Source organism: Bartonella sp. AA23NXGY, assembly GCF_042197165.1.
Classification (GTDB): domain Bacteria; phylum Pseudomonadota; class Alphaproteobacteria; order Rhizobiales; family Rhizobiaceae; genus Bartonella.
Genome location: NZ_JBHIRO010000001.1, coordinates 50,823 through 76,423, shown reverse-complemented (window position 1 = coordinate 76,423; position 25,601 = coordinate 50,823). Strand labels below are relative to the sequence as shown.

The 25,601-nt window shown below is 36.0% G+C and carries 20 protein-coding genes, 1 tRNA gene and 1 pseudogene; 9 read left to right on the top strand and 13 right to left on the bottom strand.

Annotated elements, in window-relative coordinates:
• Positions 1-13: 13 nt before the first annotated feature.
• From ACFINY_RS00330 to ACFINY_RS00295, 8 genes are all read right to left on the bottom strand, one after another.
• A complete protein-coding gene (locus ACFINY_RS00330) occupies positions 14-1,525 on the bottom strand; it encodes a Do family serine endopeptidase (protein WP_375611163.1) in 1,512 nt (503 codons plus the stop codon).
• Positions 1,526-1,742: 217 nt separating this feature from the next.
• Entirely contained in the window at positions 1,743-2,153 is a 411-nt protein-coding gene (locus ACFINY_RS00325; RefSeq protein ID WP_375622274.1) for a cytochrome c-type biogenesis protein CcmH, read from the bottom strand.
• A 1-nt stretch (position 2,154) separates the two neighbouring features.
• Entirely contained in the window at positions 2,155-4,134 is a 1,980-nt protein-coding gene (locus tag ACFINY_RS00320) for a heme lyase CcmF/NrfE family subunit (RefSeq protein WP_375611161.1), read from the bottom strand.
• Between the two features lie 7 nt (positions 4,135-4,141).
• Complete coding sequence (ccmE, locus tag ACFINY_RS00315; protein ID WP_375611160.1) at positions 4,142-4,621, bottom strand: cytochrome c maturation protein CcmE; 480 nt, start codon at positions 4,619-4,621, stop codon at positions 4,142-4,144.
• 77 nt (positions 4,622-4,698) lie between these two features.
• Positions 4,699-5,469, bottom strand: a complete 771-nt coding sequence (locus ACFINY_RS00310) for a tetratricopeptide repeat protein (protein WP_375611159.1) — start codon at positions 5,467-5,469, stop codon at positions 4,699-4,701.
• A gap of 234 nt (positions 5,470-5,703) precedes the next feature.
• Entirely contained in the window at positions 5,704-7,122 is a 1,419-nt protein-coding gene (locus ACFINY_RS00305) for an ATP-binding protein (RefSeq protein WP_375611158.1), read from the bottom strand.
• The gene (locus tag ACFINY_RS00300) at positions 7,122-7,787 is read right to left on the bottom strand and encodes a response regulator transcription factor (RefSeq protein ID WP_375611293.1); all 666 of its coding nucleotides are present in this window, start codon (positions 7,785-7,787) and stop codon (positions 7,122-7,124) included. The genes ACFINY_RS00305 and ACFINY_RS00300 overlap by 1 nt, the downstream gene beginning before the upstream one ends.
• 21 nt (positions 7,788-7,808) lie before the next feature.
• Positions 7,809-8,045 carry a hypothetical protein gene (locus ACFINY_RS00295; RefSeq protein WP_375622279.1) on the bottom strand — a complete coding sequence of 79 codons (237 nt, stop codon included), beginning with the start codon at positions 8,043-8,045 and terminating at the stop codon, positions 7,809-7,811.
• Positions 8,046-8,390: 345 nt separating this feature from the next.
• Here ACFINY_RS00295 and ACFINY_RS00290 point away from each other — a divergent pair, with 345 nt between their 5' ends.
• The 4 genes from ACFINY_RS00290 to ACFINY_RS00275 all read left to right on the top strand — a co-directional run bounded on the left by ACFINY_RS00290 (position 8,391) and on the right by ACFINY_RS00275 (position 13,008).
• Positions 8,391-10,541, top strand: a complete 2,151-nt coding sequence (locus ACFINY_RS00290) for a transglycosylase domain-containing protein (RefSeq protein ID WP_375700750.1) — start codon at positions 8,391-8,393, stop codon at positions 10,539-10,541.
• Positions 10,542-10,558: 17 nt separating this feature from the next.
• Entirely contained in the window at positions 10,559-11,155 is a 597-nt protein-coding gene (locus ACFINY_RS00285) for a DUF1214 domain-containing protein (protein ID WP_375700749.1), read from the top strand.
• The gene (locus ACFINY_RS00280; protein WP_375611154.1) at positions 11,148-11,687 is read left to right on the top strand and encodes a hypothetical protein; all 540 of its coding nucleotides are present in this window, start codon (positions 11,148-11,150) and stop codon (positions 11,685-11,687) included. The genes ACFINY_RS00285 and ACFINY_RS00280 overlap by 8 nt, the downstream gene beginning before the upstream one ends.
• Before the next feature lie 535 nt (positions 11,688-12,222).
• Positions 12,223-13,008, top strand: a complete 786-nt coding sequence (locus ACFINY_RS00275) for a DUF1499 domain-containing protein (RefSeq protein ID WP_375611153.1) — start codon at positions 12,223-12,225, stop codon at positions 13,006-13,008.
• A 1,918-nt stretch (positions 13,009-14,926) separates the two neighbouring features.
• Here ACFINY_RS00275 and ACFINY_RS00270 read toward each other — a convergent pair.
• A complete protein-coding gene (locus ACFINY_RS00270; protein ID WP_375700748.1) occupies positions 14,927-15,520 on the bottom strand; it encodes a hypothetical protein in 594 nt (197 codons plus the stop codon).
• Positions 15,521-15,728: 208 nt separating this feature from the next.
• Here ACFINY_RS00270 and ACFINY_RS00265 point away from each other — a divergent pair, with 208 nt between their 5' ends.
• From ACFINY_RS00265 to ACFINY_RS00255, 3 genes are read left to right on the top strand one after another with little or no spacing between them, the layout of a single operon-like run.
• Positions 15,729-17,444 (top strand): peptidase domain-containing ABC transporter, encoded by a 1,716-nt coding sequence (locus ACFINY_RS00265; protein ID WP_375700747.1) that lies wholly within the window; start codon positions 15,729-15,731, stop codon positions 17,442-17,444.
• Entirely contained in the window at positions 17,434-18,759 is a 1,326-nt protein-coding gene (locus tag ACFINY_RS00260) for an HlyD family type I secretion periplasmic adaptor subunit (protein ID WP_375637417.1), read from the top strand. The genes ACFINY_RS00265 and ACFINY_RS00260 overlap by 11 nt, the downstream gene beginning before the upstream one ends.
• A complete protein-coding gene (locus tag ACFINY_RS00255) occupies positions 18,759-19,223 on the top strand; it encodes a toxin-activating lysine-acyltransferase (RefSeq protein ID WP_375637418.1) in 465 nt (154 codons plus the stop codon). Before ACFINY_RS00260 ends, ACFINY_RS00255 begins: the two co-directional genes overlap by 1 nt.
• Before the next feature lie 229 nt (positions 19,224-19,452).
• Here ACFINY_RS00255 and ACFINY_RS00250 read toward each other — a convergent pair.
• A tRNA-Gln gene (locus ACFINY_RS00250) sits at positions 19,453-19,527 on the bottom strand.
• An 870-nt stretch (positions 19,528-20,397) separates the two neighbouring features.
• On the opposite strand from ACFINY_RS00250, the gene ACFINY_RS00245 reads away from it, so the two are divergent.
• Positions 20,398-21,000, top strand: coding sequence for a superoxide dismutase (locus tag ACFINY_RS00245; protein WP_273791618.1), 603 nt, complete (start codon positions 20,398-20,400; stop codon positions 20,998-21,000).
• A gap of 82 nt (positions 21,001-21,082) precedes the next feature.
• Here the strand turns inward: ACFINY_RS00245 and ACFINY_RS00240 are convergent, their stop codons facing one another.
• Entirely contained in the window at positions 21,083-23,176 is a 2,094-nt protein-coding gene (locus ACFINY_RS00240; RefSeq protein ID WP_375700746.1) for a S9 family peptidase, read from the bottom strand.
• Between the two features lie 855 nt (positions 23,177-24,031).
• On the opposite strand from ACFINY_RS00240, the gene ACFINY_RS00235 reads away from it, so the two are divergent.
• Positions 24,032-24,469 (top strand): MucR family transcriptional regulator, encoded by a 438-nt coding sequence (locus ACFINY_RS00235; protein WP_012754848.1) that lies wholly within the window; start codon positions 24,032-24,034, stop codon positions 24,467-24,469.
• Positions 24,470-24,567: 98 nt separating this feature from the next.
• Here ACFINY_RS00235 and ACFINY_RS00230 read toward each other — a convergent pair whose 3' ends face one another.
• Positions 24,568-24,978, bottom strand: a complete 411-nt coding sequence (locus tag ACFINY_RS00230) for a SufE family protein (protein ID WP_375611146.1) — start codon at positions 24,976-24,978, stop codon at positions 24,568-24,570.
• A gap of 108 nt (positions 24,979-25,086) precedes the next feature.
• A pseudogene (locus tag ACFINY_RS00225) lies at positions 25,087-25,462 on the bottom strand (DUF5330 domain-containing protein).
• Positions 25,463-25,601 lie beyond the last annotated feature (139 nt).

The window sequence follows — 25,601 nt, the reverse complement described above, 5'->3', positions numbered from 1 at the left end:
TACAACTAAAGCCTTATTTTTTGAAAATTGGAAGAGCAACAAAACGATTTTGATCATTTGTTCGCACTTGTAAGAGTATAGCCTTTCGTCCTAACTGCTGAGCATTTTTGATTGTGTTAATAATATCAGAGACTCGTTTAACTGGTTTATTATTTACTGTCACAATGATATCACCAGGGCGTATCCCTTTATCTGCAGCATCTGAATCGGTATCGACATCCGTTACGACAACCCCTACACCATCATCAGAAGGCATAACAATCAAACCATAATCTTCCAATGTTTCATCTAAATCACTCTGTCCATTTGAATATTTTGAAGTCTCTTTCTTACTTTCATCTTCAGACATTGAAGCGAGTTTAACCTTTATACTCTCCTCCTTACCTGATCTCCAAATCCCTATGGTTACCATTTCTCCTGGTTTAATATTTGCAATACGTTTCGCCAGCTCACGCGCATCAGCAACTTTTTCATTATTCACTGAAATAATTACATCACCCGCTTTAATACCAGCCTTTTCTGCCGGTCCTTTTAACGGATCAGTAACCAAAGCACCTTTGGCTTCTTTCAATCCTATTGAATCGGAAATCTCCTTTGTTACCGGCTGAATCTGAACACCTAACCAACCACGTTGAACTGAACCTTTTTCAATAAGTTGTTGTACAACCTGTTTTACAGTCGCTGCTGGAATAGCAAAAGCAATCCCAACATTTCCTCCAGAAGGAGAAAAAATTGCTGTATTAACCCCAACAACCTTTCCATTAAGATCAAACGTTGGACCACCAGAGTTTCCTCTATTAACAGCAGCATCAATCTGAATAAAATCATCGTACACACCAGTGCCAATATCACGTCCACGTGCAGAAACAATACCTGCTGTCACAGTTCCACCAAGACCAAATGGATTCCCAATGGCAACAACCCAATCCCCAACACGAAGCTTTGAATCATCACCAAAATCAACATAAGAAAATTTTCTTTTATCATTCACTTTTAATACGGCAAGGTCGGTTTTTGGGTCTTTCCCAATGAGCTTTGCGTTCAATTCTGTACCATCATCAAGAACAACAGTATAACTTGTTCCGTCAGAAATCACATGATCATTGGTCACAATGTAACCATCAGATGAAATAAAAAAACCCGATCCAAAAGCAACAGGACGGAGTCTCTGCGATTGGTGCGGAAATTTATTTTTAGGTTTATCAAAATCATAAAACTCTTTAAAAAATCTTTTTAAAGGATGCTGATCTGGTAATTGATCAAGTCCTGGACCACTAAAAAAGTTGCTAAAGAACCTATCTTCTTTCTTTTTATTGCTCTTTACTTGTACTGCCACAACGGCTGGTTTCACTTGAGCAACAATATCGGCAAATCCCTGTTGTTGCATTAACGAAGTAAATACAGAACTTGCATGAGCCTTTGTCATCCACAAGCTTGATGTACATCCACTAAAAAACAGTGCACTTTCCAATATCGCAGAAAAACTCACTGCGACAAATGTTTTAAAGAAAGCCTTTTTAACCATTTATTCTATGCTCCTATTCAATCATACCTTTATTTCAATTCCGATCACTTATAAAATACCAGACCTTACCATTTTCTGTCTAAATTATTAAAGTTTTGTAAGGTTTCAGTATTCCCTAATATAATTACAATAAGATTGTCTGCTCATTGCAGATGATCTGATTTTTTCTTTTATGTAACATTTTTTTTAATGCAATGACATTTTTGACTGTTCTTTTTCATTCACATAACGCATGATTATTCCGTTTGAAGTGGAAAAATATGATACTTATGCCAATGATAATAATGATCAAAGGCGAGAACCATAAAAACCAAGTTATCTTATTCAATGGTGGTTTCAAGAGAATAAATTCACCATATCGCTCAACAAGAAAGTCAGTGACTTGCTGATTACTATAGCCCATTTTTAGCCTTTCCCGAATTAAAAGCCGTAAATCACGTGCTAAAGCAGCATCTGAATCATCAATTGATTGATTTTGACAAACCGGACAACGTAAATGCGATGAAATATGGCGTGCTCGCGCTTCAAGAATCTTATCCTTTAAAATCTCATCCGGCTCTACTGCTATTGCTAATCGAAAAGGAAACGTTGCAATTAAAAAAAATACAATCCAAAGAATTTTTTTCATCTCAATGTCTTTTCCAAAAATTTAAAGCAAGCACTACCCTATTGTACATGCCAATGCGAAACCAATACCCCAGAAGAGAAAGACATCCCCCCATAGCCATCATGAATGCCCCTAACCAAATACATATTACATAAGGCTTCCACCATACGTGCACAACGAGACCCCGATTATCGATATGTCCCGGTATAATATATAGCTGCGATAAGCCACGATTTTTAAGACCAACTTCTGTTGTTGATGTATTTTGGCTTGAATAAAATCGCTTTGAGGCTGTTACATGACCCACAATGTTTTTATTTTCATATATTTTAAAATAAAATTCCATTGTCGAATAATTCGAACCAACACCATCATGCACTGCATCAAAATGAAGCGTTTTATCCGCTATCGTCACCCTATCCCCTACGTTCATGATTAAAATACGTTCTTGCCCAAAACTTGCCACGCAAACAATACCAAATAATGTAACGCCTAATCCCATATGTGCTATTGCTGCACCAAAAGTAGACCATGGCAATCCAAGAAATCTCTTAACGCGTACTGAAAAAGCTCTCTTACCATATCCACTCTTTCCCCATAGATCCGCTAAACTGCCTAAAAAAACAAACGCTGAAAGCCCAATCCCTAAAACTGCAAAAATATCACGCACAGATGTCGCATAGAATATTATAAAACAGACGATACCAACCAATACAAAAACAAACCACAAGCGTTCAAAAACTGCAAGAAAATCACCGCGTTTCCATGCCATCATTGTCCCAAATGGAACAAACAACAACAGCAAAACCATTAGCGGTCCACAGGTAAGATTAAAAAAAGCAGCCCCTACAGAAATTTTTTGCCCTGTTAATATCTCAATAAAATAAGGATAAAGCGTACCAATCAATACTGTTGCTGTTATTGTTGTCAGTAACAAGTTATTTAAAACAATAAACCCTTCACGTGAAATTGGTTGAAAAAATCTTTCTGTTTTTAAAATAGGGGTACGCAAAGCAAAAAGAAGAAAAGCAGCTCCCGTAAAAAAAAATAAAAGAGCAAGAATTGCTTGCCCGCGTGCTGGATCAACAGCAAAACTATGAACAGAAACTAAAAGCCCAGAACGCACAAGAAAAGTTCCCATCAGAGAAAGGGAAAAAGTAAGCAGCGCTAAAAACAGAGTCCAACTTTTCAATATTTCTCGTTTTTCGAGAACAAGAGCAGAATGTAAAAGAGCCGTTCCTGAAAGCCACGGCATAAACGAAACATTTTCAACAGGATCCCAAAACCAATACCCCCCCCATCCTAGCTCATAATAAGCCCAATAAGAGCCAACCATAATACCCAATGTCAAAAAACACCAAGCAAGTAAAAGCCACGGACGAATCCCACGCGCCCAAATTCTATCAACATGTCCCATAATCAATGCCGCAACGGCAAAAGAAAAACAAAGTGAAAAACCGACATAACCTAAATAAAGTAGCGGTGGATGAATTGCTAATGCGATATCTTGTAAAAGAGGATTGAGACCATTTCCCTGCAATGCTGGTGGATTTACACGTAAAAATGGATTGGATACAAAAAGAATAAATAAAAGAAAAGCAGTTGTAATCCAACTTTGGCAAATTAAAACAAGCGTCTTAAAATCTTCTGGCAAATGTTGGCTAAAAAAAGCCATCAATGCGCTAAAAAAAGCAAGACTTAAAACCCATAACAACATAGAGCCTTCGTGGTTGCCCCAAACACCTGTAATTTTATAGAGCATCGGTTTTTCTGAATGAGAATTCTCAACAACGTTCAAAACAGAAAAATCAGATACGACATAAGCATAAATTATCACTAAAAAAGATAAAAGCAGTAATGTAAAAGTAATATATGTTAGAGGAACAACTGTTTGCATTAACAAACGCTCTCTCCACCAAAAACCTAAAGCAGGTAAAAATGCCCCTAATAAGCTTACTGAAAATGCTGCAGCTAAAAAAATATGACCCAGTTCGACAAGCACAATCGAATTATTTCTCCATAATGTAATGTTTTTTCAAACGATCAGCTGTTTCTTTAGGCATATAAGTTTCATCATGTTTTGCTAAAATACGCATCCCTATAAAAAAGCCCTGTTTATCGAAATGCCCTTCTACGATCACCCCCTGACCTTCACGAAAAAGATCCGGTAAGGCACCATTGAAAACTACTTTTTCATGTTTTTTGTTATCCGTTACAAAAAAAACAACGCCTCTCTCTCCAACATATTGAACAGTTCCCTTTTCAACAAAGCCACCCAAACGCAAAGGGCGCTCCGTTAAAATATCTTCTCTTGTAATTTCAGAGGGCATTCTAAAAAAACTGACCGCATGACGCATTGCATACACTATGAGACTTGCTGCAATTGTCATAACCAAACAACATAATAATATGATCAGTAAGCGCTTTTTTTTTCGCTGCTCTAAAATAACCTTCCATGAGGCAGAATTCTTTAAAGATTGACTGTTCATAGACACTCTGCGAAAAAATTTTAAATACGTTATAATTAAGTATCAATATTTTATTTTTTAAGAGCTTTGCACATCTTCTACATAGGTGCAAGATTTCTTTTCTTTGTATGCTCACTCGATAAATCACGTAACTGAATCATCATTTTTTTAACACGTGATTGTCCTGAAAAATTTTCAGGCATTGTATCAAGAAAGCTTTGTAAAAATTGTACTGCCTGCGCAGTTTTTCCTGCTTGATGCAATGCATCGGCCAACAATAAACGTGGATAAAAATCTGTTGGCGCTAAATCTGCTGCTTTTTGAAAAGCATTTTGCGCTTCTTGCGTTATCACTCCCCCTTCATAACCAACCAATGCTAAACCGTATCCTACAAGCCTTGGAGCTGTTTCTCCATTCAAACGAAGTGCATCTAAATAAGTATTCACTGCTTCTTGAAAAAGGCTTTCTTCGAGATACCCTACCGCTAACGCATCTGCTAGCTTGCCATCATGAGGTGCACGGAAAAAAAGCACTTGTAAACGAATAAGCTTTTCTTGCTTACTAAGAGTTTGAGGATCCTTATCCATTAATTCGCTAAAAAAATAACTTTTCACTTCTGGATTGCCTGTCAGCCCATAAATATTCCATGTCATAAGGAGAACAAATAAGATACTTAAAGCCTTAAGAATATTTCTTTTTTTATAATGCATATAAAGCTTGTTAAACTCAATCATACGCTTATGGCTTCTGTAACCATCCACGGTTTGAACTTTCCATTCTTTTTTTATCTCATCGTCAAAACGTAGTGAAAGAAAAAGAACACTTGCCAGAAAAATCAGAAAAAATGCTGCAAAAATTAATAAGAGCATATCGTTTTTTTCCAATACGAACAGAGAATAACTCGCTTACATTTTATCCTCTTCATGAGAAAAGTGATGTGAATTAATAAAAATTCATTTTTTCATGGAGAATATTATAAAATCTATTATATACATCAATTAAACAAAGAAACTAAAAACAATGTTTCCCTACTCTTTGATGTATTATCTGAAAATACTGCTTTACAAACTTTATAGACATTTCTTGCTTAAGGAGAAAATATGTTATTCTCCCATCTTAGGTAATAAAACTTTTGCATACAACCCACCCAAATCAGAACGTGATAAAAAGAGATTGCCACCATATTCACTGACCATATCTGAAACAATTGCTAACCCTAAGCCTGACCCTAGTTTACTTTCATTAAACCGCCGCCCTCTTTTTAATGCTTCATCAATTTTGTCTTCTGTTAAACCAGGACCATCATCTTCTACAAAGATACTAAAATATTCTGTTTCTTCAGCATTTTCTTCTAAACAACAAGAGATCAAAACCTTTGCGCGAGACCACTGAGTAGCATTTTCAATCAAATTCCCTATAATTTCTTCTAAATCTTCCTTCTCTCCAGAAAAAACAATATCATCAACATCCATAATAAATTGAATTTGTTTTTCAGGATTAAGCTTTTTCATAACCCGTACCAAGCGTTCAAGCACACTGCGAACAGACGTATGATAGACAACACTATCGCATTGTGCTGCAATCCGCGCACGCTGAAGATAATGATTGATTTGAGCTTGCATTATTTGCGTTTGCTCTCTCAACAAACTAGCCTTTTCTCCGCGCATCTTATCTGTCTCATTCATAATCACGGATAGAGGCGTCTTCAATGAATGCGCGAGATTACCAACCTGTGTGCGAAATCGCTCGATAATACGCTGATTATTATTAATGAGAGCATTCATCTCTTGTACAAGCGGCATCACTTCGCTTACTAAATCCGTATTCACATAATGAACTCTTCCTTCGCGAATATCATTCAATGCACGTCGAATAAGCTTCAACGGTTGAAAACTAAAGAAAATAATAGCAATATTAATAAGAACACTCCCGATACCGAAACTCCAAAGAAAAATTTGCAAAGTTCGCTTAAATTCCTTTACCTGGGCATGAGCTTCATCGATATTCCCAACAAGCCGAAAACGTGCAATATGATTTTTATTATCAAGAACAACATCACTCTCAATCACTTGTAGCTTTTGACCATTGTTCCCCGTTATCCGATAAGAGCGAAAGAATTTATTGTCAAAAGGTATATCAACATCACTTGGTGTAAATATCTCGCCTGTTCCCAATGAGGGAGATGTCAATCTTCCTTTTAAATTATGGGATATCGCAACAACTTCCCAATACCATCCTGTTGTTGGATCAGAATAACGAATATCATCAATCCCAGCCCCTCCTATCAAAGTACCTTCCGATGACACCGTCACTGTTGCAATAAGACTGTAGAGTTGAGCAGAAAGGATACGCTCTAGGCTTTGTTCAGTCGAACGCTTATAAAATAAAATACTTACTGCAGAAATCGATAAAAGAGAAATAACAACCCATAATGTTGATAAGATCATAACACGTAAACTGAGAGATCGAGTAATTACAAAAAAGAACCTCCTATACCAATTATTCTCTTCAAAAACATTCATTAATCACCTCGCGTTCTCACGCGATATCCCATTCCTCGAATAGTTTCAATCAAATTCACTCCAAGCTTTTTCCGTAACCGACCTACAAAGACTTCCACCGTATTCGAATCCTTATCAAAATCCTGATCATAAAGATGTTCAGTAAGCTCTGTTCTTGAAATGACCCTGTCACAATGATGCATGAGATACGAAAGCAGTCTGAATTCATAAGATGTTAGTTTAATCAATTGACCATCCACAAAAACACGAGACGTCTTTGTATCCAACAAAACATTTCCGCAACATAATGCACTTGTCGCATGTCCCGTAGTGCGACGAATTAATGCTCGCAAGCGCGCCATCACCTCCTCCAAATGAAATGGCTTCACAACATAATCGTCAGCTCCAGCATCAATACCGTGCACCTTATCAGACCAACGGTCTCGCGCCGTTAGCATTAAAACAGGCATGGAGAGCCCTTCTTGACGCCACTTTTCAACAACACTAATACCATCAATCTGCGGTAAACCTATATCAAGTATCACCGCGTCGTAAGACTCTGTGCTCCCTAAAAAATAAGCCTCTTCACCATCGAAAGCACTATCGGAAACATATCCTGCACGTCTTACAGCTTCTGCTAATTGATGGTGAAGATTCCGATCATCTTCAACGATTAAGATACGCATCACAACACCATCTGCTAAAGACTAATCAGCAGGAACAAAAAACTCAACACGACGTAACTTTTCACCATTACGGGCTGGTACAACAACTACAATTGCACACATGTCCTTTCCATCCTGAACAACCGGTTTTGAACGGACGAGAACCCCGCTCTCTTGCGCGGCAGCCTTCTTACCTACTTCAGCACACCCAGAAGCTAGAACAGAATCTGCTTCTAAAAAAGCTGCTATTATTACGAATAAGAATTTTTTTTTCATCATAAATATTTCAATAACCCATCTCTTCTCTTCCTTGATAAAGGATAAAAGAAATAATGGTTTTTTTGGTCGATTAAAAAATCACAAATGGAAATAATTTATCCTCTATCTTACAGAATAACATATTAACATTACTCCAAATTTTTAAAAAATCAAAAAAATATTTTTAATAATGAGAATAAAATTTATTCAATAAAATAATAAAATATTAATATACTATCTTACAAAAAATGAATAATTCTAAAACAAATTCTTTCTCTGTTAGAACTATAGAAAAAAAATACTTCTACTCCATATAATTATTGTAGATTTGTTTGGTTGTATTGCTTTGCCATAGGCTCTCTTTAAATGTTTGATTTTTTTAAAAAAAAGAAAGGGCAACACCGTAAGCCATTCCATAGTCCTGCTCTCATTGAATTAGACGCACGATTAGACACAGCGCTTTATCACATTCATTCTGCTAACAGTTTTTTCTGGAAAAAGGCAAAAATCGTCTCACAAAATTTTCATCTTCAAGGATGGAAACGTTTTATCGTTGAAGTTCTCGATGAAATACTGACATTAGGGTTGATGGGATTTACTCTTTTCACTATTTTGGGTATTTCTGTTTTTGAACTGACCAAAACAGATTGGTCTTCTCCTAAAAACTTTTCCATTCTTTTTCTAGATCGCTATGGAAATTCCATTGGGCACCGTGGTGCACTGCCGGCAATCTCTGTCCCCGTTGAAGAAATGCCTGACACTGTCATTAAAGCGGTTCTCGCTACAGAAGACCGTCGTTTTTTTGATCATTGGGGCATTGATTTTCAAGGACTTACACGGGCAATTTCACAAAATATGCAAGCTAAAGGTGTGGTGCAAGGTGGTTCAACTCTCACACAACAATTGGCTAAAAATTTATTTTTAACAAACGAAAGAACCATAACACGTAAAATCAAAGAAGCTTATCTTGCTCTTTGGCTAGAAGCAAATTTTAGCAAAAAGCAGATTTTACAACTTTACCTTGACCGAGCCTATATGGGAGGAAACAATTTTGGTATTGCCGCAGCGGCAAAATTTTATTTTGGAAAAAACATACGTCATGTCTCTTTAAGTGAATCTGCTATGTTAGCAGGACTCTTTAAAGCTCCAACAAAATATGCTCCTCATAGTCATCTCTTTGCAGCTCAAACACGTGCCAATATCGTCCTTTCTAATCTTGTTAATAGTGGCTTTATGACGAAGAGCCAAATTATCAATGCGCATCGCCACCCTGCTAAGGCACTTCCCCAAAGAGAAAATAATCAGCCAGATTATTTTCTTGATTGGGCATTCGAGGAAGTCAAAAAAATGCGTAATCAACTTCCAAGCCATAGTTTAATTATTCAAACGACCCTTGATCCGAATATTCAAAAAGCAGCAGAAGAATCAATTGCATATCATTTACATCAGTATGGTCAACAATATCGCGTAACCCAAGCTGCCACCGTTATACTCGATAATAACGGTGCCGTATGCGCAATTGTTGGAGGACAAGATTATAAAAAGAGTCAATTTAACAGAGCAACACAAGGCGGACGGCAAACTGGTTCTTCATTCAAACCTTATGTTTACGCAACCGCACTAGAACACGGACTGTCTCCCTCGACAATCGTTTTAGATGCTCCTATCAATTGGGGAGGTTGGACACCAAAAAATAATTCTGGCCGTTATTTGGGGAAAATTGATTTAGCAACAGCTTTAGCTTTTTCTATTAATACAGTCCCTGTGTATCTCACCTATCAATATCTTCACCGCGATACCCAACCTATCATAGATCTCATCAAGAATATGGGGATTAACGCGCATATTTTATCACACAAAACGATGGTTCTGGGCACTTCCAACATGACCCCCATGGATCAAGCAACTGGCTTTAATGTCTTTGCGAATGGCGGGATAGCTGGTAATCGTCATGGGTTTACGCAAATCAAAACAATTGATGGTCGTGTCGTGTGGGATTTCGAACATAACGGAAAAAAACTACACCGAGTTCTGAGTGAACAATCAACAGCTTATATGAACCAAATGATGGTGGGTGTCACGACACGAGGATCTGGTAAGCGTGCTGCTCTACCCATGACTCTCGTCGCTGGGAAAACTGGAACATCACAATCTTATCGTGATGCTTGGTTTGTTGGCTTTACAGGCAATTATACAGGAGCGGTATGGATGGGAAATGATAACTTTTCACCGATGAATCGTGCTTTTGGGGGTGGCGTTCCTGCCATGATATGGCATCGCATCATGCTTGCTGCACATCAAAATATCATGCTCAAACAGCTCTATGGTGTTAAAGATTCTCTCCTTCCTTATCAGCCTCCAGTACTTTCTTCCCATGCAGATTCTGAAGTTCCTCCTCCAATACCCTCTACGCTTTCTCCTGAAACATTAAATATCGTGCGATTGATTAACAAAGATCTGAAAAAAACATCTGCAATTTCTTTGAAAATGAAAACAACTGGAGATTCAACATTTTGAATTCAAGATATTCACTGATGTTTTTTAATATCACCATTTTCTTTTTTATCTTCGCTTTTTCCATTTTATGTGGAACACTGAGTGTCGATTATGTGCTCAATTCCTTTCCTCATTTTGGACTCTTTAGAATTGGAAAATGGAGTGCTTATCCCCAAATGGGAACCGCCAATATGGATCCTTATACCCGCGCCCGCACCGCTAAACAAGGCATTGTTTCACTGGGACGAACTGAAGGTATTCAATTCCAGATTTGGCAAGATAATCAAGGGCGTCCACTCCACCCCCACTGTCATTATTTACTCAAAGGCACCATCCCTCAAACCCGTCTTTTTACCCTTTATACAGCTGACAAATCCCTAAAACCCTATACTTCATCCAAAGAAATACCTTTTGAACTCCACACGAACGCTATTATTTATGAGCATAATGGCTCATTGCGCATTAATATTTCACCCACACCGCAAACCGGCAATTGGCTTGCAACAGTTAGTCAAAAAGAATTCGGGCTTATTCTTACCTTATACGATACCTCAATCATCTCTGCAACGGCATTACAAAAGCTTACAATGCCATCAATAGAACAAATCCCATCAGGACAAATAAATTGTGACTAGATTTATTTATATCGCACTTCTTGCAATCATTGGCGCTATTATTGTTCATATTTGCGTTCTCTTTCTGATCCCCTATTGGGCACAAGATAATATATGGACAACACTTAAAAAATCCGGAGCCCCTTATCAATTTGTCGATTTTACGCTCGATAACCCTATTCAGCAATCTGCTGATCCACTCTTTCTTCTTAAAGTCTGTAGATTTAACCTTGAAAATGGACCTGTTCATTTAAAAGCTTTGAAAACACGACAATTTTGGTCACTAGCAGCCTACACACACGACGGAATTATTTTCTATAGCCTTAATGACCGAACAGCCCCTGATAATACACTCGATCTTATCATTGGAAAACCAATACAAATCATAGAACTCAAAAAATCAAAACCTAAAAAAAATACCAATTCAGTTTTGGTTGCTAAAAATTTGAATGAAGGGTTTGTTATTTTACGTACTTTTGTCCCTTCTTCCCTTGCGAAAAAAGAAAGTGAAGCTTTTCTTTCATCTGCGACCTGCCGTATATTTTATGAATAAAAACGGACTAAGCTCTCATTTGTACAATACCTTACTTTCTATACAAAATACATGAAGCCTATCAAAATGGTTATCTTTTTTCTCTATTAATCAAATATTCGAATTCAAATTTATCTGATTATAAATCCCTCAATTTTTTATTGAGATATAATGAAATCTCTATTGCACATCATCATATCCTATTTGATACGCATTATCTGACAGAAAAAACTCCCCGCAATCAGAAGAGAAAAATCAAGAGTAAAGCTCTAAAAAAATATGCTGCTAACAATTGTAAAACTTGTTATTTGAGTTTATTTCTTTTTATTTACAAACATTCCCATAAAATTCGCATCAATGACATGATAAACTATAGAAGAAATACTGTTTACCTTCAATAAAGTGCGAAAATAATCGCTGGAAACTTATAAGACATTACGCATCCTTGACCTCAAAAATAAGTGCTTTATTTTTCTCTTATAAGCAGAAGCTTTTTGTACGATAGGCACTCTGAAAAAACTTGGCTTATAGTTTACAATTGAGGGGAAAAAACTTCATGAAGAAGAGATATGTTCGGTTCGTTTCAAGAGCAGCAGTATGGTCCCCTCGATTTGGCGGATTGTCGTTCTTTATTTTATTATTTTCAGTCATTTTACAACGTTTTTCGGTCATTAACGTAACCGATTTCATAATTTTGATAGGTATCTCTACTGGCTGTGTAATTATTTCTCTTTTTCTGGCTATTAAAGCACTTCATAGTTTGTGGGTCTATGGTGCTCTAGGCGGAATGAAAGCTTTAAAAGGGATCATTTATTCGTTGATAACGGCTACACCACTGATGCTCTTTTTGGGACTTTGGTTTACCTTACCGGCTCTTTACGACGTTTCTACCGATACACAAAAACCGCCGGCTTTTTTTCGCACAATACGTCCTAGCGATGCTTTACCGCTCAAAAGTGTTTTGACTGAACAAGAAACATTACAGATGTCACAATGGCCAGAAATATCGGGGCGCCGTTATGATGGCTCACCTGATCGTATTCGCGAATCTGTTCTCAATGTTTTAGCAGCCTATGATTGGCCTGTTGTGGCTCAACGAGAGTTTAAAGGTGAAGAAAATGCGCTTTATATTGAAACGAGAGCTAAAACTTTTTACCTTGGTTTTATTTCGGATATCGTGATACGCTTAACTGATGAAGGGGATACAACTTTTGTTGATATGCGTTCTGCTTCTCGTTATTTGCCAAGAGATTTGGGGACAAATGCTGCTTTTATTATCGATTTTATGGATGCCCTTGATACAGAAATCGCCTCACTTCCTCTCTCACAAGACGATGAATAACAATCTAAGAGAAATAAGGCATTTTATTTCATAAAAGTTGCCTATTTTTCAATAAATCATGATACATAAGCAAACAATCACTTTTCAAAAACTATAAATTGATAATCCTTATACAAAAGATAATAATCTCAAAACAACCCATGCTTGAAATAATGAAAAAGATTAAAAAAATAGGAAATAAAAAACAGAAATATTGATAATAATATTAAAGTCTCTGTCTAACTGTAATCAGTAAATATTTTTTAAAGTTTAATATTATATAAAAATAATAACTTATTTTTTATAAATAACTCTACAAATAACACCTTATAATTATATTTTTAAAATAATATAACAACTTGATTTTATATTATTTTAAAATTCCCATATATTCAATTAATAAATTTGCAGCATAATATAATATAAAAAACCTAATTGTTGTTAATATTGTCCTTTTTATACTCCATTTCTTACCTTTAAATCTATTGTAAAAAAACATGCAAAGTCCAAATCCAATTGCTGTCATTAAGGAGCTAGTAAAAGTATGCATAACAAAAAATCCAGACTGAAATTTCATCTACTTTATGAATGATTTAAGAGAGAGAGCAATAGAGTATAATTCAAATAATAAACTTAACTTAATTAAATATAATTTTATATATAAACAATCTTTATAAAATTCCCATATATTTAACTAATAAAATTCCAAAATAATATAATATAAAAAACATAATTGTTGATAATATTTTCCTTTTTATACTCCAGTTCTTACCTTTAGATCTATTGTAAAAAAAATTGAAAATCCATATATAAACGTTACCAATAAGGCGCCAGTAAAATTATTCATAACAAAAAAATCCAAAATAAAATATCTATTGTCTTAAACAAAAATATCCCTGAAATCAGTTTAGCCATAGCTTTAAAGTATGTTTACGATATCACTGATCTCAGAAATATCTTTATCGTTATTTTCTAAATAAATTAGAAACAGTGTTCTTCCACTTTACGGATGGCATTGATTGTACTTATCTATCAAACCGATAGCAGCTCCTAATAATCCGCCTCCTACTACTCTAGGTAGACCAGCTACTGCACCCAGCCCCTCCTCCTAATAAAGGGGCTCCCACGAGACCGCCTGTGCCTACTGTTTGAGCATAAGAGCCTGCGCTACAACCATCTTATTCTGGAAAAAGCCAACTTTTGGGATGTGAGTTACTACTTTAATCATCTGATGATGCATGCTATTTAGCAAAAAAATCAAATATAATTTGTAAAATGTATAAATTATGATAAATAATAAAATGCTGATAATAACGTAATTCTATATTATTTTAAAATTCCCGTATATTCAATTAATAAATTTGCAGCATAATATAGTATAAAAAACCTAATTGTTGATAATATTTCCATTTTTATACTCCATTTCTTACCTTTAAATCTATTGTAAGAAAACATTAAAAATCCATATATAAACGTTGCCAATAAGGAGCCAGTAAAAGTATGCATAACAAAAAATCCAGACTGAAATTTCATCTACTTTATGAATGATTTAAGAGAGAGCAATAAATTATAATTCAAATAATTATAATTTTATATATAAGCAATCTTTATAAAATTCCCATATATTTAACTAATAAATTTCCAGCATAATATAATATAAAAAACATAATTGTTGATAATATTGTCCTTTTTATACTCCAGTTCTTACCTTTAAATCTATTGTAAAAAAACATGCAAAATCCAAATCCAATTGCTGTTACTAAGGAGCCAGTAAAAGTATTCATAACAAAAAATCCAAAATAAAATATCTATTATCACACACAAAAATATCCCTGAAATCAGTTTAGCCGTAGCTTTAAAGTATGTTTACAATATCACTGATCTCAGAAATATCTTACTAGCTATTTTCTAAATAAATTAGAAACAGTGTCCCTCCACTTTACGGATGACATTGATTGTACTTATCTATAAAACCACTAATAGCTCCTCCTAATCCGCCTGCTACTGCTGTTTCCGGACCACCTAATAAACCAATTAATGCTCCTGCGCCTCCCTTTATGGCCGCTGTTTCGACATAATCGCTTACTTCACAACTTGGATTCGGATGGCATTCATTGTACTTATCTATAAAACCGTCAGCCGCTCCTCCTAATCCGCCTATTGCTGCTCCTTCCGGACCAAATAATGCACCAGATGCTAGTCCTATGCCTCCGTGTATGGCAGCTGCTTCAACATAATCGCTTGTTTCACAACTTGGTGCCGTATAGCATGCATTGTATTTATCTACCACAGCGTCACCAGCTCCTGCTAGTCCACCTCCTATTGCTCCATTGACAAAGCCAGAACCGACACCTCCCGGTCCAGAAAAAAAACCTCCAACTGCACCAGCAATACCTCCTATTACGTCTCCTATGATGCCGCCTGTACCTGCTGCTTGGGCATAAGCGTCTGTACTATAATCATCTTCTGGAAAAAGCCAACTTTTTGGATGTGAGTTACTACTTGAATCATTTGATGAGCTTGAACTACCCATTTAAATCCTCCTTTTATTATTAAAAATAACTGTATCACAACGATACAGTGGGAATTTGATTATTGTTCATTTTAGCAAATGTCAAATATAATTTGTAAAAATAATAATAAAAATACTGTATAAATAATAAATACATTATGTTTATATTATATTAATACAAGATATATATTTTGTATTAATATAATACTATTTACAATACTGTTTAAATATGCGACATCAATCGCTCTTTCTCTTAAATAAAATCATAAATTCAAATGAGACATTCACAAGAAAAACTAGTATCCTTTTCTCTTGGTTTACAATAACAACAAAGAAATATATTTATTATGTCATCGAACTCAGTTGCGTTGCTGTTGTTTTGCGTTTGCTGGGCTTGGTGAATCCTTTTATTTTTCAAGCGATTATCGACCGTATTCCCCCTTTTCAGCGTATTGAAAGTCTCTATGCTATCGTTGTCTTGATGGTTGCTATCATGCTGTTTAGCACGGCTCTTAGCACTCTTTCAGGTTACTTAGGTGCCTATTTAGCCAATCGGCTTACGCTAGAATTTGGACGGCGCATTTACACCCATGTGTTAAGCCTTTCCTTGCCCACTTTACGCACTTGGCAAATGGGGGAATTGTTTTCACGTATTGGAGAAGTTGATACAATTCGCGGTTTTTTAACAGGAACCATTACAACAACTGTCCTGAATGTTCTTTTTGCCATCATTTATCTCGCAGCACTTTTTTCTATCAGCCCGCAACTTACTTTTATCGTTCTTATTGTTTTACCATTACAAATGGGTTCTTTAGCATTGGTTGGTCCCTTTTTACGTCGCCAACTACGCCGTGCTTTCACCCTGCAAGCAGCCCATCAATCACGCCTCATTGAAAGTTTTACTAATCTTGAAGCCATCAAAGCGCATGTAAAGGAGCCAATCCATACCATACGCATGCAAGAAACTTTAGCTCGTAGTCTTGATCAAAGCCTCACAACCAGCAAATTACATCTCCTGAATGGAGCTATGGGGCACATTTTTGGTGATCTTTTCACTATTTTTATTATCTTTTTTGGTGCTCAGGCAGTTCTTCAAAATCAAATCACATTAGGGCAACTTATTGCTTTTCATCTCCTCGCCGGTAATGTTTCCGGTCCTATCTTAAGTCTTGCGTCTCTATGGGAAGAATGGCAACATTTAAAAATCTCTCGCCTGCGTTTGGGCGATATTCTTAACTCCCCATCAGAATGGGAAGAGGAAAAGCCTCCCTTTCAGCTTATCACAACGCCTTATCTTGAAGCTAAAGATACCTGTTTTTCTTATGGAGAAAAGCCAATTATCAACCATCTTGATATCTGTTTACAACCTGGGCAACCAATTATGTTACTTGGTCCTTCAGGGTGCGGAAAAACAACCTTGGCGAAGCTCCTTTGTGGACTCTACCCCCCAACAAGCGGAAAGATATTGATTAACGCCCAACCTTTACAGAATTTTGATGTCCGTAGCGTGCGTGACACAATCGCGTATTTTCCCCAAAATCCTTGCCTTTTTTCCGGAACCATTCTTGAGAATATGCTTCTTGCTAAACCAGATGCCACTAAAGATGAAATCGACGATGCACTATATGTTAGTGCTTGCCATGATTTGATTGCTCAGTTGCCTTTAGGACTCAATACTCAAGTAGGAGAGCAAGGTGGTTTTTTATCAGGTGGTCAGCGCCAACGCTTGGCTTTGGCTTGTTTCTTTCTGATAAACCCAAGCCTGCTTATTTTAGATGAACCTACTTCCGCATTGGATGACACTGTCAGTGCACAAATTGTTGAGCATTTATATAAACTTTCACAAGATCGTATTGTTCTTGTTATTACCCACAAAAGTGACCTCTTTCCTCAGCATGCAAACGTCTTAAACTTTACTGATTTGGAGGCAAAAAATGGCAGATAAAGCTCCCTATTTGCGCCCTTTGTCACCAACGCTTCATATGGTTGTTGCTGTTTTGGTCACCTTATTTCTCTTTATTGTGATCGGCAGCTTTATCGCAAAAACAGAGATTGTTGCACGGGGGCAAGGAAGTGTTATTCCCACCGCTTACGTTCAGCTGGTCCAAGCGCAAAATACAGGACGCATTGAGAAAATCCTTGTAAAAGAAGGGCAATTTGTTCATCAAGGGGATCTCCTTATTCAATTAGATCCCCGTGAAGCCCTCAATGAGTGCGCACGTGTTCAAGCAGATATCGCGCAACAAACCCTTCAAGCACAAATCGCAACAGCTATTTTAACAGCTTTGCATGAAAGTGATCCTTTGGATAAAGATTTTGTAACCAAAGGGCTTGCCTATCTGCCTGCTCCTCCTTCTGGCAATAAAACTGCAAGAATAGAAGGGGAAAAACTCATTAGCGCTACCCTTCAATCTCTCCAAGATAAATTAAGAGCGCTAAAAGCACAGGCGGACCGCGTCGAGCGCAGCGGTGCAACACAACATGCGCAATTAGATAGGTTGGAAGATGATCGTCAATTAAGCCAAGGAAAATTAAAAGCTGCAAAAAGCCTGATGGAAACAAAAGTCATTAGCCAAGCCGTTTATTTAGAGCGTTTACATGACTTTAAAAATGTCGAGCATGAAATTTTAACCAATCAAAGGCGTTTGGAAGAAAATGCCGCCGAAATAAACACCCTCCGCCAACAACGGAAAAGTCTCATTTCCGATGAAATCGCCCGCTATCGGCAACTTTCGCGTGAAACAGAACTGAATCTTCAAGGATTAAAAGCAAAGCTTGATAGCACTCAATACCATCTTGACCACTTATCACTCTATGCACCTGTTGATGGACGTATCGATGATTTAAGTATCCATACTTTGGGCGGCTTTGTAGAGGCTGGTAAAACTCTCATGCGCATTGTCCCTGGTGCGGGTGGTCTCATTATTGAAGCATTTTTTGATAATCGAGATATTGGTTTTTTAGAAAAGGGCCAACGTGCTTACATCAAGTTTTCTGCCTTTCCTCCTGAACGTTTCGGTGTTATCCACGGTACAGTCGTTAATGTAGGCGCTACAGCGCGCTATAATAAAGAAATTAATGGTGTCTACGCTGTTTTAATCAAAATTGACCAAGATCACATCACTTTGAATAACAAACAACTTAAATTTATCCCTGGCATGACTGTAACAACGGATGTCATTACCTCAAAACGACGTCTCATTTCTTATTTCTTTGAACCTATCACCAAAATTTTAGAACAATCTCTAAAGGAAAGATGATGTCTGTAAATGAAAATCCATCACCATCACTCATAGATCCTCTTACGGCTTTGGGTGCCATGGTTGTTTTAATGCTTACATCTCCCTTATACCGCCGCTGGCGAATCTGGGATATTGAACGCAACATAGGACCCGCCTTACAGACTGGGCAATACAAACTCTATAAAAATGAACGTGGAGAATTTTGTGCCTTTATCACTTGGGCTTTTTTAGATGAGAAAAATCATCAATCTATGCTTGAAAAGGGAGAGCTTTTACCCGATGTCAATTGGCAGAATGGAAAATACGTATGGTTTATTGATTGTGTAGCACCCTATGGCCATACTGCTCATATTGTACGCGATATGCAACGAAATATATTTCCTGATCAGCGTTATTGTTATGCTGTACGACGTAATGAAGATGGTGGAATACGAAAAATTGCACGCTGGTGTTGCTATAGAGCGCAAAATCCAGCCAAATAGTTTTTCTAAAGCAAGTGCGCATAAATCATTTACCCCTCGTCTTATAGAAAAGAATCTTTTAAAAGAGTTCTTTGAGCGATAGCTATAGCAAGAGAACCTTACCATATTTAGAGCTAACCCGCTACAAATAGGTACTTTTCAGCTTACCAGACTTGCTATGAATAGCAATAGATGGTTAAGAGGGCTAATCCACTCTCAAGCTGAACTTTGATTAACATTTTACCAGAATTGGCTGGGGTACCTGGATTCGAACCAGGGAATGCCGGTACCAAAAACCGGTGCCTTACCGCTTGGCTATACCCCAAAAAGACACGCTCTATAGCGACTCTTGCACCTTATAGCGATTCCTGTGATTGGACGCAATATCTGAAAATCAAAGACCTTACTTTTTTATCATAAAATTTCTGAGTCTTGTATGGCATTGCCATCGATACAAATTCGTAGCAGAAACTGATATACAGTTGTGATTTTAACATAAGAAGGAACCATTTATCCATCAATTATTTTGCTCTTTGTATTGATTTTCTAGGAACAGAAAATGAAAATCTTGCAGTTTACTCATTCTAATAAATTTGCATATGATTTACTTTTCTTGATATCTAAAATCTCATCTTGCTCAATTAAGATAAAAGCTGTCACCACATTGGCAACCGGTAAGTGTATGATAGTGCTGCTGTGCTCTTGCATTAAGCATAAAGATGGTAATGTCCACTAATTTTTACATTATATTATTCATGGGTAGCACCATAAAATAAAATCAAGCACATTGAAAAATATTTCCTAAAAAATAACACTTATTATTCTGTTGAAAACATTATGATACACCAATAAACTGGAAGAGTTTTGCAAAAATTAAAAACATTTTATATGGTATTTGAAAAAATAGAGATACAAAAACAAGGAATAATAGCTATTTCCATTTACTTTTTATTCAAACGATAATGATATTTATTACCCACTCATAGATGTAAAAAATCTTCAGAAGCAATCTTGATGTAGACCAATACCCTTTTTGATTGATGAATATACATTTCCTAAAAGCTTCTTTTACAAAAAGAGAGACATTAAAACTATTTCATACAAACTAGGTATTCAACATTTGCTTTTAAATGCGGTAAATGGCAAATTAGGCTTATGAAATAAGCTTAACAATTAGAATCGAGGAGATTTTTAAATGGCTTTTGAATTGCCCCCATTGCCTTATGATTACGATGCCCTTTCGCCTTATATGTCACGCGAAACGCTTGAATATCATCATGATAAGCATCACCTCGCTTATCTTACCAACACCAATAATTTTGTGAAAGAGTTAGGCTTAGAAAATGAAAGCCTTGAAGATATTGTTAAAAAAAGTTTTGGAAAAAATATTGGTTTGTTTAATAATGCAGCGCAGTATTACAATCATAACCACTTTTGGCTTTGGATGAAAAAAAATGGTGGTGGCCAAAAACTTCCTGAAAAGTTAGCAAAAGCTATTGACGCTGATCTAGGTGGTTACGACAAATTCCGCGCTGATTTTATTGCTGCTGCTAGTGCCCAATTTGGTTCTGGATGGGCGTGGGTTGCTGTTAAAAATGGCAAGCTTGAAATTATGAAAACGCCTAATGGCGAAAATCCCTTAGTGCACAATGCTCGACCTATTTTGGGTGTCGATGTGTGGGAACATTCCTATTACATTGATTATCGCAATACTCGACCGAAGTACCTCGAAGCCTTTGTAGACCATTTAATTAATTGGGACTATGTTTTGAAACTTTATGAAGAATGTGAATTTTAAACTGTCTCAATAATTTTTTAGTGTATGAAAGTCCCTATAATCCAATAAATTATCGGAGACTTTCATACAGAGGTATTATGGATTAGCAAAAGTCTTTTCCTGCTATCTTTAGAATATATGCATAGATATAGGCAACTTCTTCTAGCTTTGAAAAACGTCCAGCTGCACCAGCGTGCCCTGAATCCATATTAATACGTAATAAAATTGCATTATCGTCTGTTTTTAGGTCTCGTAATTTTGCCACCCATTTTGCAGGCTCCCAGTAAGTTACACGAGGATCTGTTAATCCTGCCATCACAAGTATAGGGGGATAGTTTTGAGCTTTGACATTATCGTAAGGGGAATAGGAAGCAATAAGCTTATAATCTTCTTCTGATTCAAGAGGATTCCCCCATTCGGCCCATTCTGGAGGAGTGAGTGGCAATGAAGCATCTAACATTGTCGCTAAGACATCAACAAAAGGCACATTTGCTACGATCCCAGCAAAATCCTGTGGAGCTATATTGGCAATGGCTCCCATCAACATCCCCCCTGCTGAACCACCATGAGCAATCAGCCGGTCGTGAGAAGTGAATTTATTGTTTACAAGGTAACGCCCACAAGCAATAAAATCTGTAAATGTATTGTACTTAAAGAGATGTTTTCCTTTCTCATACCATTCTACTCCCTTTTCTTTTCCTCCGCGAATATGAGCAATAGCGTAAATAAAACCTCTGTTTACTAGAGAAAGTACATTACTATTGAAACTGGCAGGTATAGAGATCCCATAAGCACCATAACCGTAAAGCAGACAAGGCGCACCACCATCAAGGGGAGTATTTTTGTGATAAAAAAGTGAAATAGGAATCTTCTCACCATCGTCTGCTATTGCTGTAATACGTCGTGTTATATATGCATCTTTATTATGCCCAGAGGGAATTATTTGCGTTTTTAAAAGCATCCGTTTACAACTTTTCATCTCATAATCAAACACTTGATCAGGTGTTGTCATAGACGAATAGGAAAAACGAATAGTTGGACTGTTATATTCTGCAACTCCTTGCAGACCTAAAGAATAAGCCTCTTCAGTAAAAGCGATGGAATTAACTTGTTTAGTGGTACGTTCCATTACTTTTATACGTGGAAGCCCCTCAAAACGTTCGATCCAGACAAGAAAATCTTGATAAGCATCATGGGATAATATTAGGCACCCAAGCTGATGTGGAACAAACTCAGACCAATTTTCTGATTGTGGAGATGTATATGGCGCTACCATAATTTTGAAATCTTTTGCATTATCTAAATTGGTTAGAATATAAAAGACATCACCACCCTCTGTAAGTAAATATTCAATACCTTTTTGTCGTTTCCGTACACATTGGGGAACAGTAAAAGGCGCCTCAGCAGGAATTAACCAGATCTCGGATGTTTCATGATCATGAATATTAATATAAATAACATCATTAAGCTTAGAACCGCTTACATCTAAGAAAAAACCTGGATTGTCTTCACGAAAAATAAGCTTATCTTGTGATTGATCTGTGTTTAATTGGTGATAATAGAGCTCTGAAGGTCGGTGGTTTTTATCCATCTTAGTATAGAAAAAACCTTCAGATCTAGCATCCCATACAATTTGACCAGATGTATCAGTAATTATGTCCGTACAGTCAGACAATGTCTCAAAATTACGAATTTTAGCTGTATAGAACTCTGATCCTTTGTCATCATAGGTCCATACCACATGTGTATGGTCAGGAGATTCTTGAACTGAACCAAATTTAAAATATTCTTTGCCTTCTGCCAAGACATCACCATTAAGGTACACGTTTTTTTCTCCGCCATTCCTTGGTGTCCGAAAATAATGTGGTTGTTGGCCTCCGGTAACATAAGAGAATCCGTAAGCAAAAGGGCCATGTTTTATAGGAACAGAACTATCATTCTCTTGGATCCTGTTTTTCATTTCGATAAAAAGCAAATCTCGTAATGGTTTTGTATCAGCCATTTGAGCTGATTGATAAGCATTTTCTTTTTCAAGATAATGTCGAATATTGGGATCAAGACAGTTAGGATCTTTAAAAACATCTTGCCAGTTAGACGCACGTAGCCAATGATAGGGATCATCACGAAAAATACCATGATATATTTCCTTATGAGTGATTCTAGATGCTTTGGGAGGAATTGCAAAAGTGCGAGTCATACACAATCCTATATTAAAATATGTTAATAGCTTCGTTTATATGCTAGAATCACAATGATTGATGCAAGTGTAAAAACCTATAAGTTCTATTCACTTGCAAAAATAGCACCATGATAATTTTTAAAACTAATACCTTTCTGTTCATTACATATCACAGCTATTGTTTTCTAGGGATATAACACCACTTTTATAATGAAAGTGACTGGTAAAACAATTAAACTATTAGAAAAAGAATTGATTTTTTTTGAAACAGTATAATCGCATAATTTTACAGAAAGGAATAAATATATCTAAAATATTATTATTACTGTATAAAAAATAAAAATGTCCTATCTCCTTTTAATGAATAGTTTTATATTATAAATAATACTATTATGTCATATTTATAATATATCATGTTTTTTATTATTAAATTTTATAAATATAAATAATAAAAACAAATTTAAAACTTATTAAACATAAACTTACTAAACTATAAGTATTCAAAACAAAATATAATAATTTATATATTATATTTTTATAATTAGTAATTTTATTTTTACGTTCTCAAAAAAAATAAATAAATTTTATCATATATTTTTTTATATTTGTGATGTATTATATATTATGTATGATATGTTATAGGGTAAAAATATATTTTAGCATGTAATAATTTCGTTTTTCTTATTGTATATTATGACAAAAAATAGGTATTTATTTGATTTTTTTGTGTTTTGGCAATTTTATAGAATAATTGAATTGACAAAAAAGATTTTTGTACAATATGAAACTCATGTGCATGAGATCTTTATATCATGAGTATATGCACTATATCTCGATTTTGAATTACTCAATTTTAAATTAAAGGAAACAAGAATGGAACATCGTGCAGTCTTAGAGACTGAAAGCAATTTAGTTATTACATTGGTTGCTGATATTGTTGCTGCCTACGTGAGTAATAATTCTATTCGACCGACTGAAGTGCCAAGTTTAATTGCTGATGTCCATGCTGCTTTTCGTAAAGCAGGGAATCTAGAGTTAACAGAAGTCGAAGTTGAAAAACAAAGGCCTGCCGTTAATCCGAAGCGTTCAGTATTTCCTGATTATCTCATTTGCCTTGAAGATGGAAAGAAGTTTAAATCTCTAAAGCGTCATCTCATGACACATTATGGAATGTTGCCAGAGGAATATCGTGAAAAATGGCAGTTAGATAGTTCTTACCCTATGGTGGCGCCTAATTATGCAAAAACACGATCGGCTTTGGCCAAAGAAATGGGGCTTGGACGCAAAAGCAAACGGAAAAAAACTAAATAATCTTATTTTGCGAAAAAATGGTTTCGTGCATAAAGTTGATTTTAGTATACATGTTTTGTGTGAAGCTTTTGTATATATAGCAATTTCTACCAAGGGGATTACATATAGCTTTCGTTACGAATCCGTTTAATCATTGATTTCAAACCATTTGATCGTTGTGGTGTAAGATTTTCATTTAAACCAAGTTTTTCAAAGAGCTCTTGAGCATCAGAATTGCGAATTTCAGAAGCTTTTTTGCCTGAATAAAAAGCAAGAAGTATGTAAATGAGTCCACGCACAATATGAGCATCGGAATCACCTTGAAACGTCAATATTGGATCTTTTGAGTTATTACGTGAAGATAGAAGCCACACTTGGCTAACACAACCAGGAACTTTGTGAGCATCGTTTCGAGCGCTTTCTGGAAAAGGTGGCAATTCATAGCCAAGCTCGATGACATAACGATAACGATCTTCCCAATTATCCAAAAGCGAAAAGTTCTCTATAATATTACCGATTGTTTCCGCCATTATTTTAGTCCTGTTTCGTTTGAATAATCATTCTTGAATACACTTATAAAAAATAAATATTTATTCTTCCTAACATAAATAACACGAAGAACGTTAAAAATCCTTATTTCAAGATAACATTGCATGGTTTTGTAAGAACTCTTGTATTTCGATTTTGTAAGAAACATTAGGGGAAGTCTCTGATATTATTTTTGTTTCCTAATATGTTCCCTAAATATTCATAAGCAGCTCTTGCACCGTAATATGCGCGCTCACCAAGTGAACTTAAAAAGGATTTTCCTACTTTGCAGGTTTTTATATTACGGTCACAAAATGCGCCTAAGTCATTTAAGGCTTCCTTAAAAGCAACAATCACATCGCTCGTTGTTGTCTCATTATTTTGGGGGCTAGAAGAATGGTTACTGCTTGGATCTGCTACAAAAAATGAAATAATGACAAAAATAAAAAATAAAAAAAATGATAATTTGATTAAAAAACGTATCATGGACAATCAATGTACCGCAGTGGTAAATACAATAAAAGGAGCATTTTATACACTGTTGCTTTATAAACAATTTATAAAATGTGTTTTTTATAAAATTGAGTATTCATGTATTGGATCTATATCATTGGCTTTTTTATAA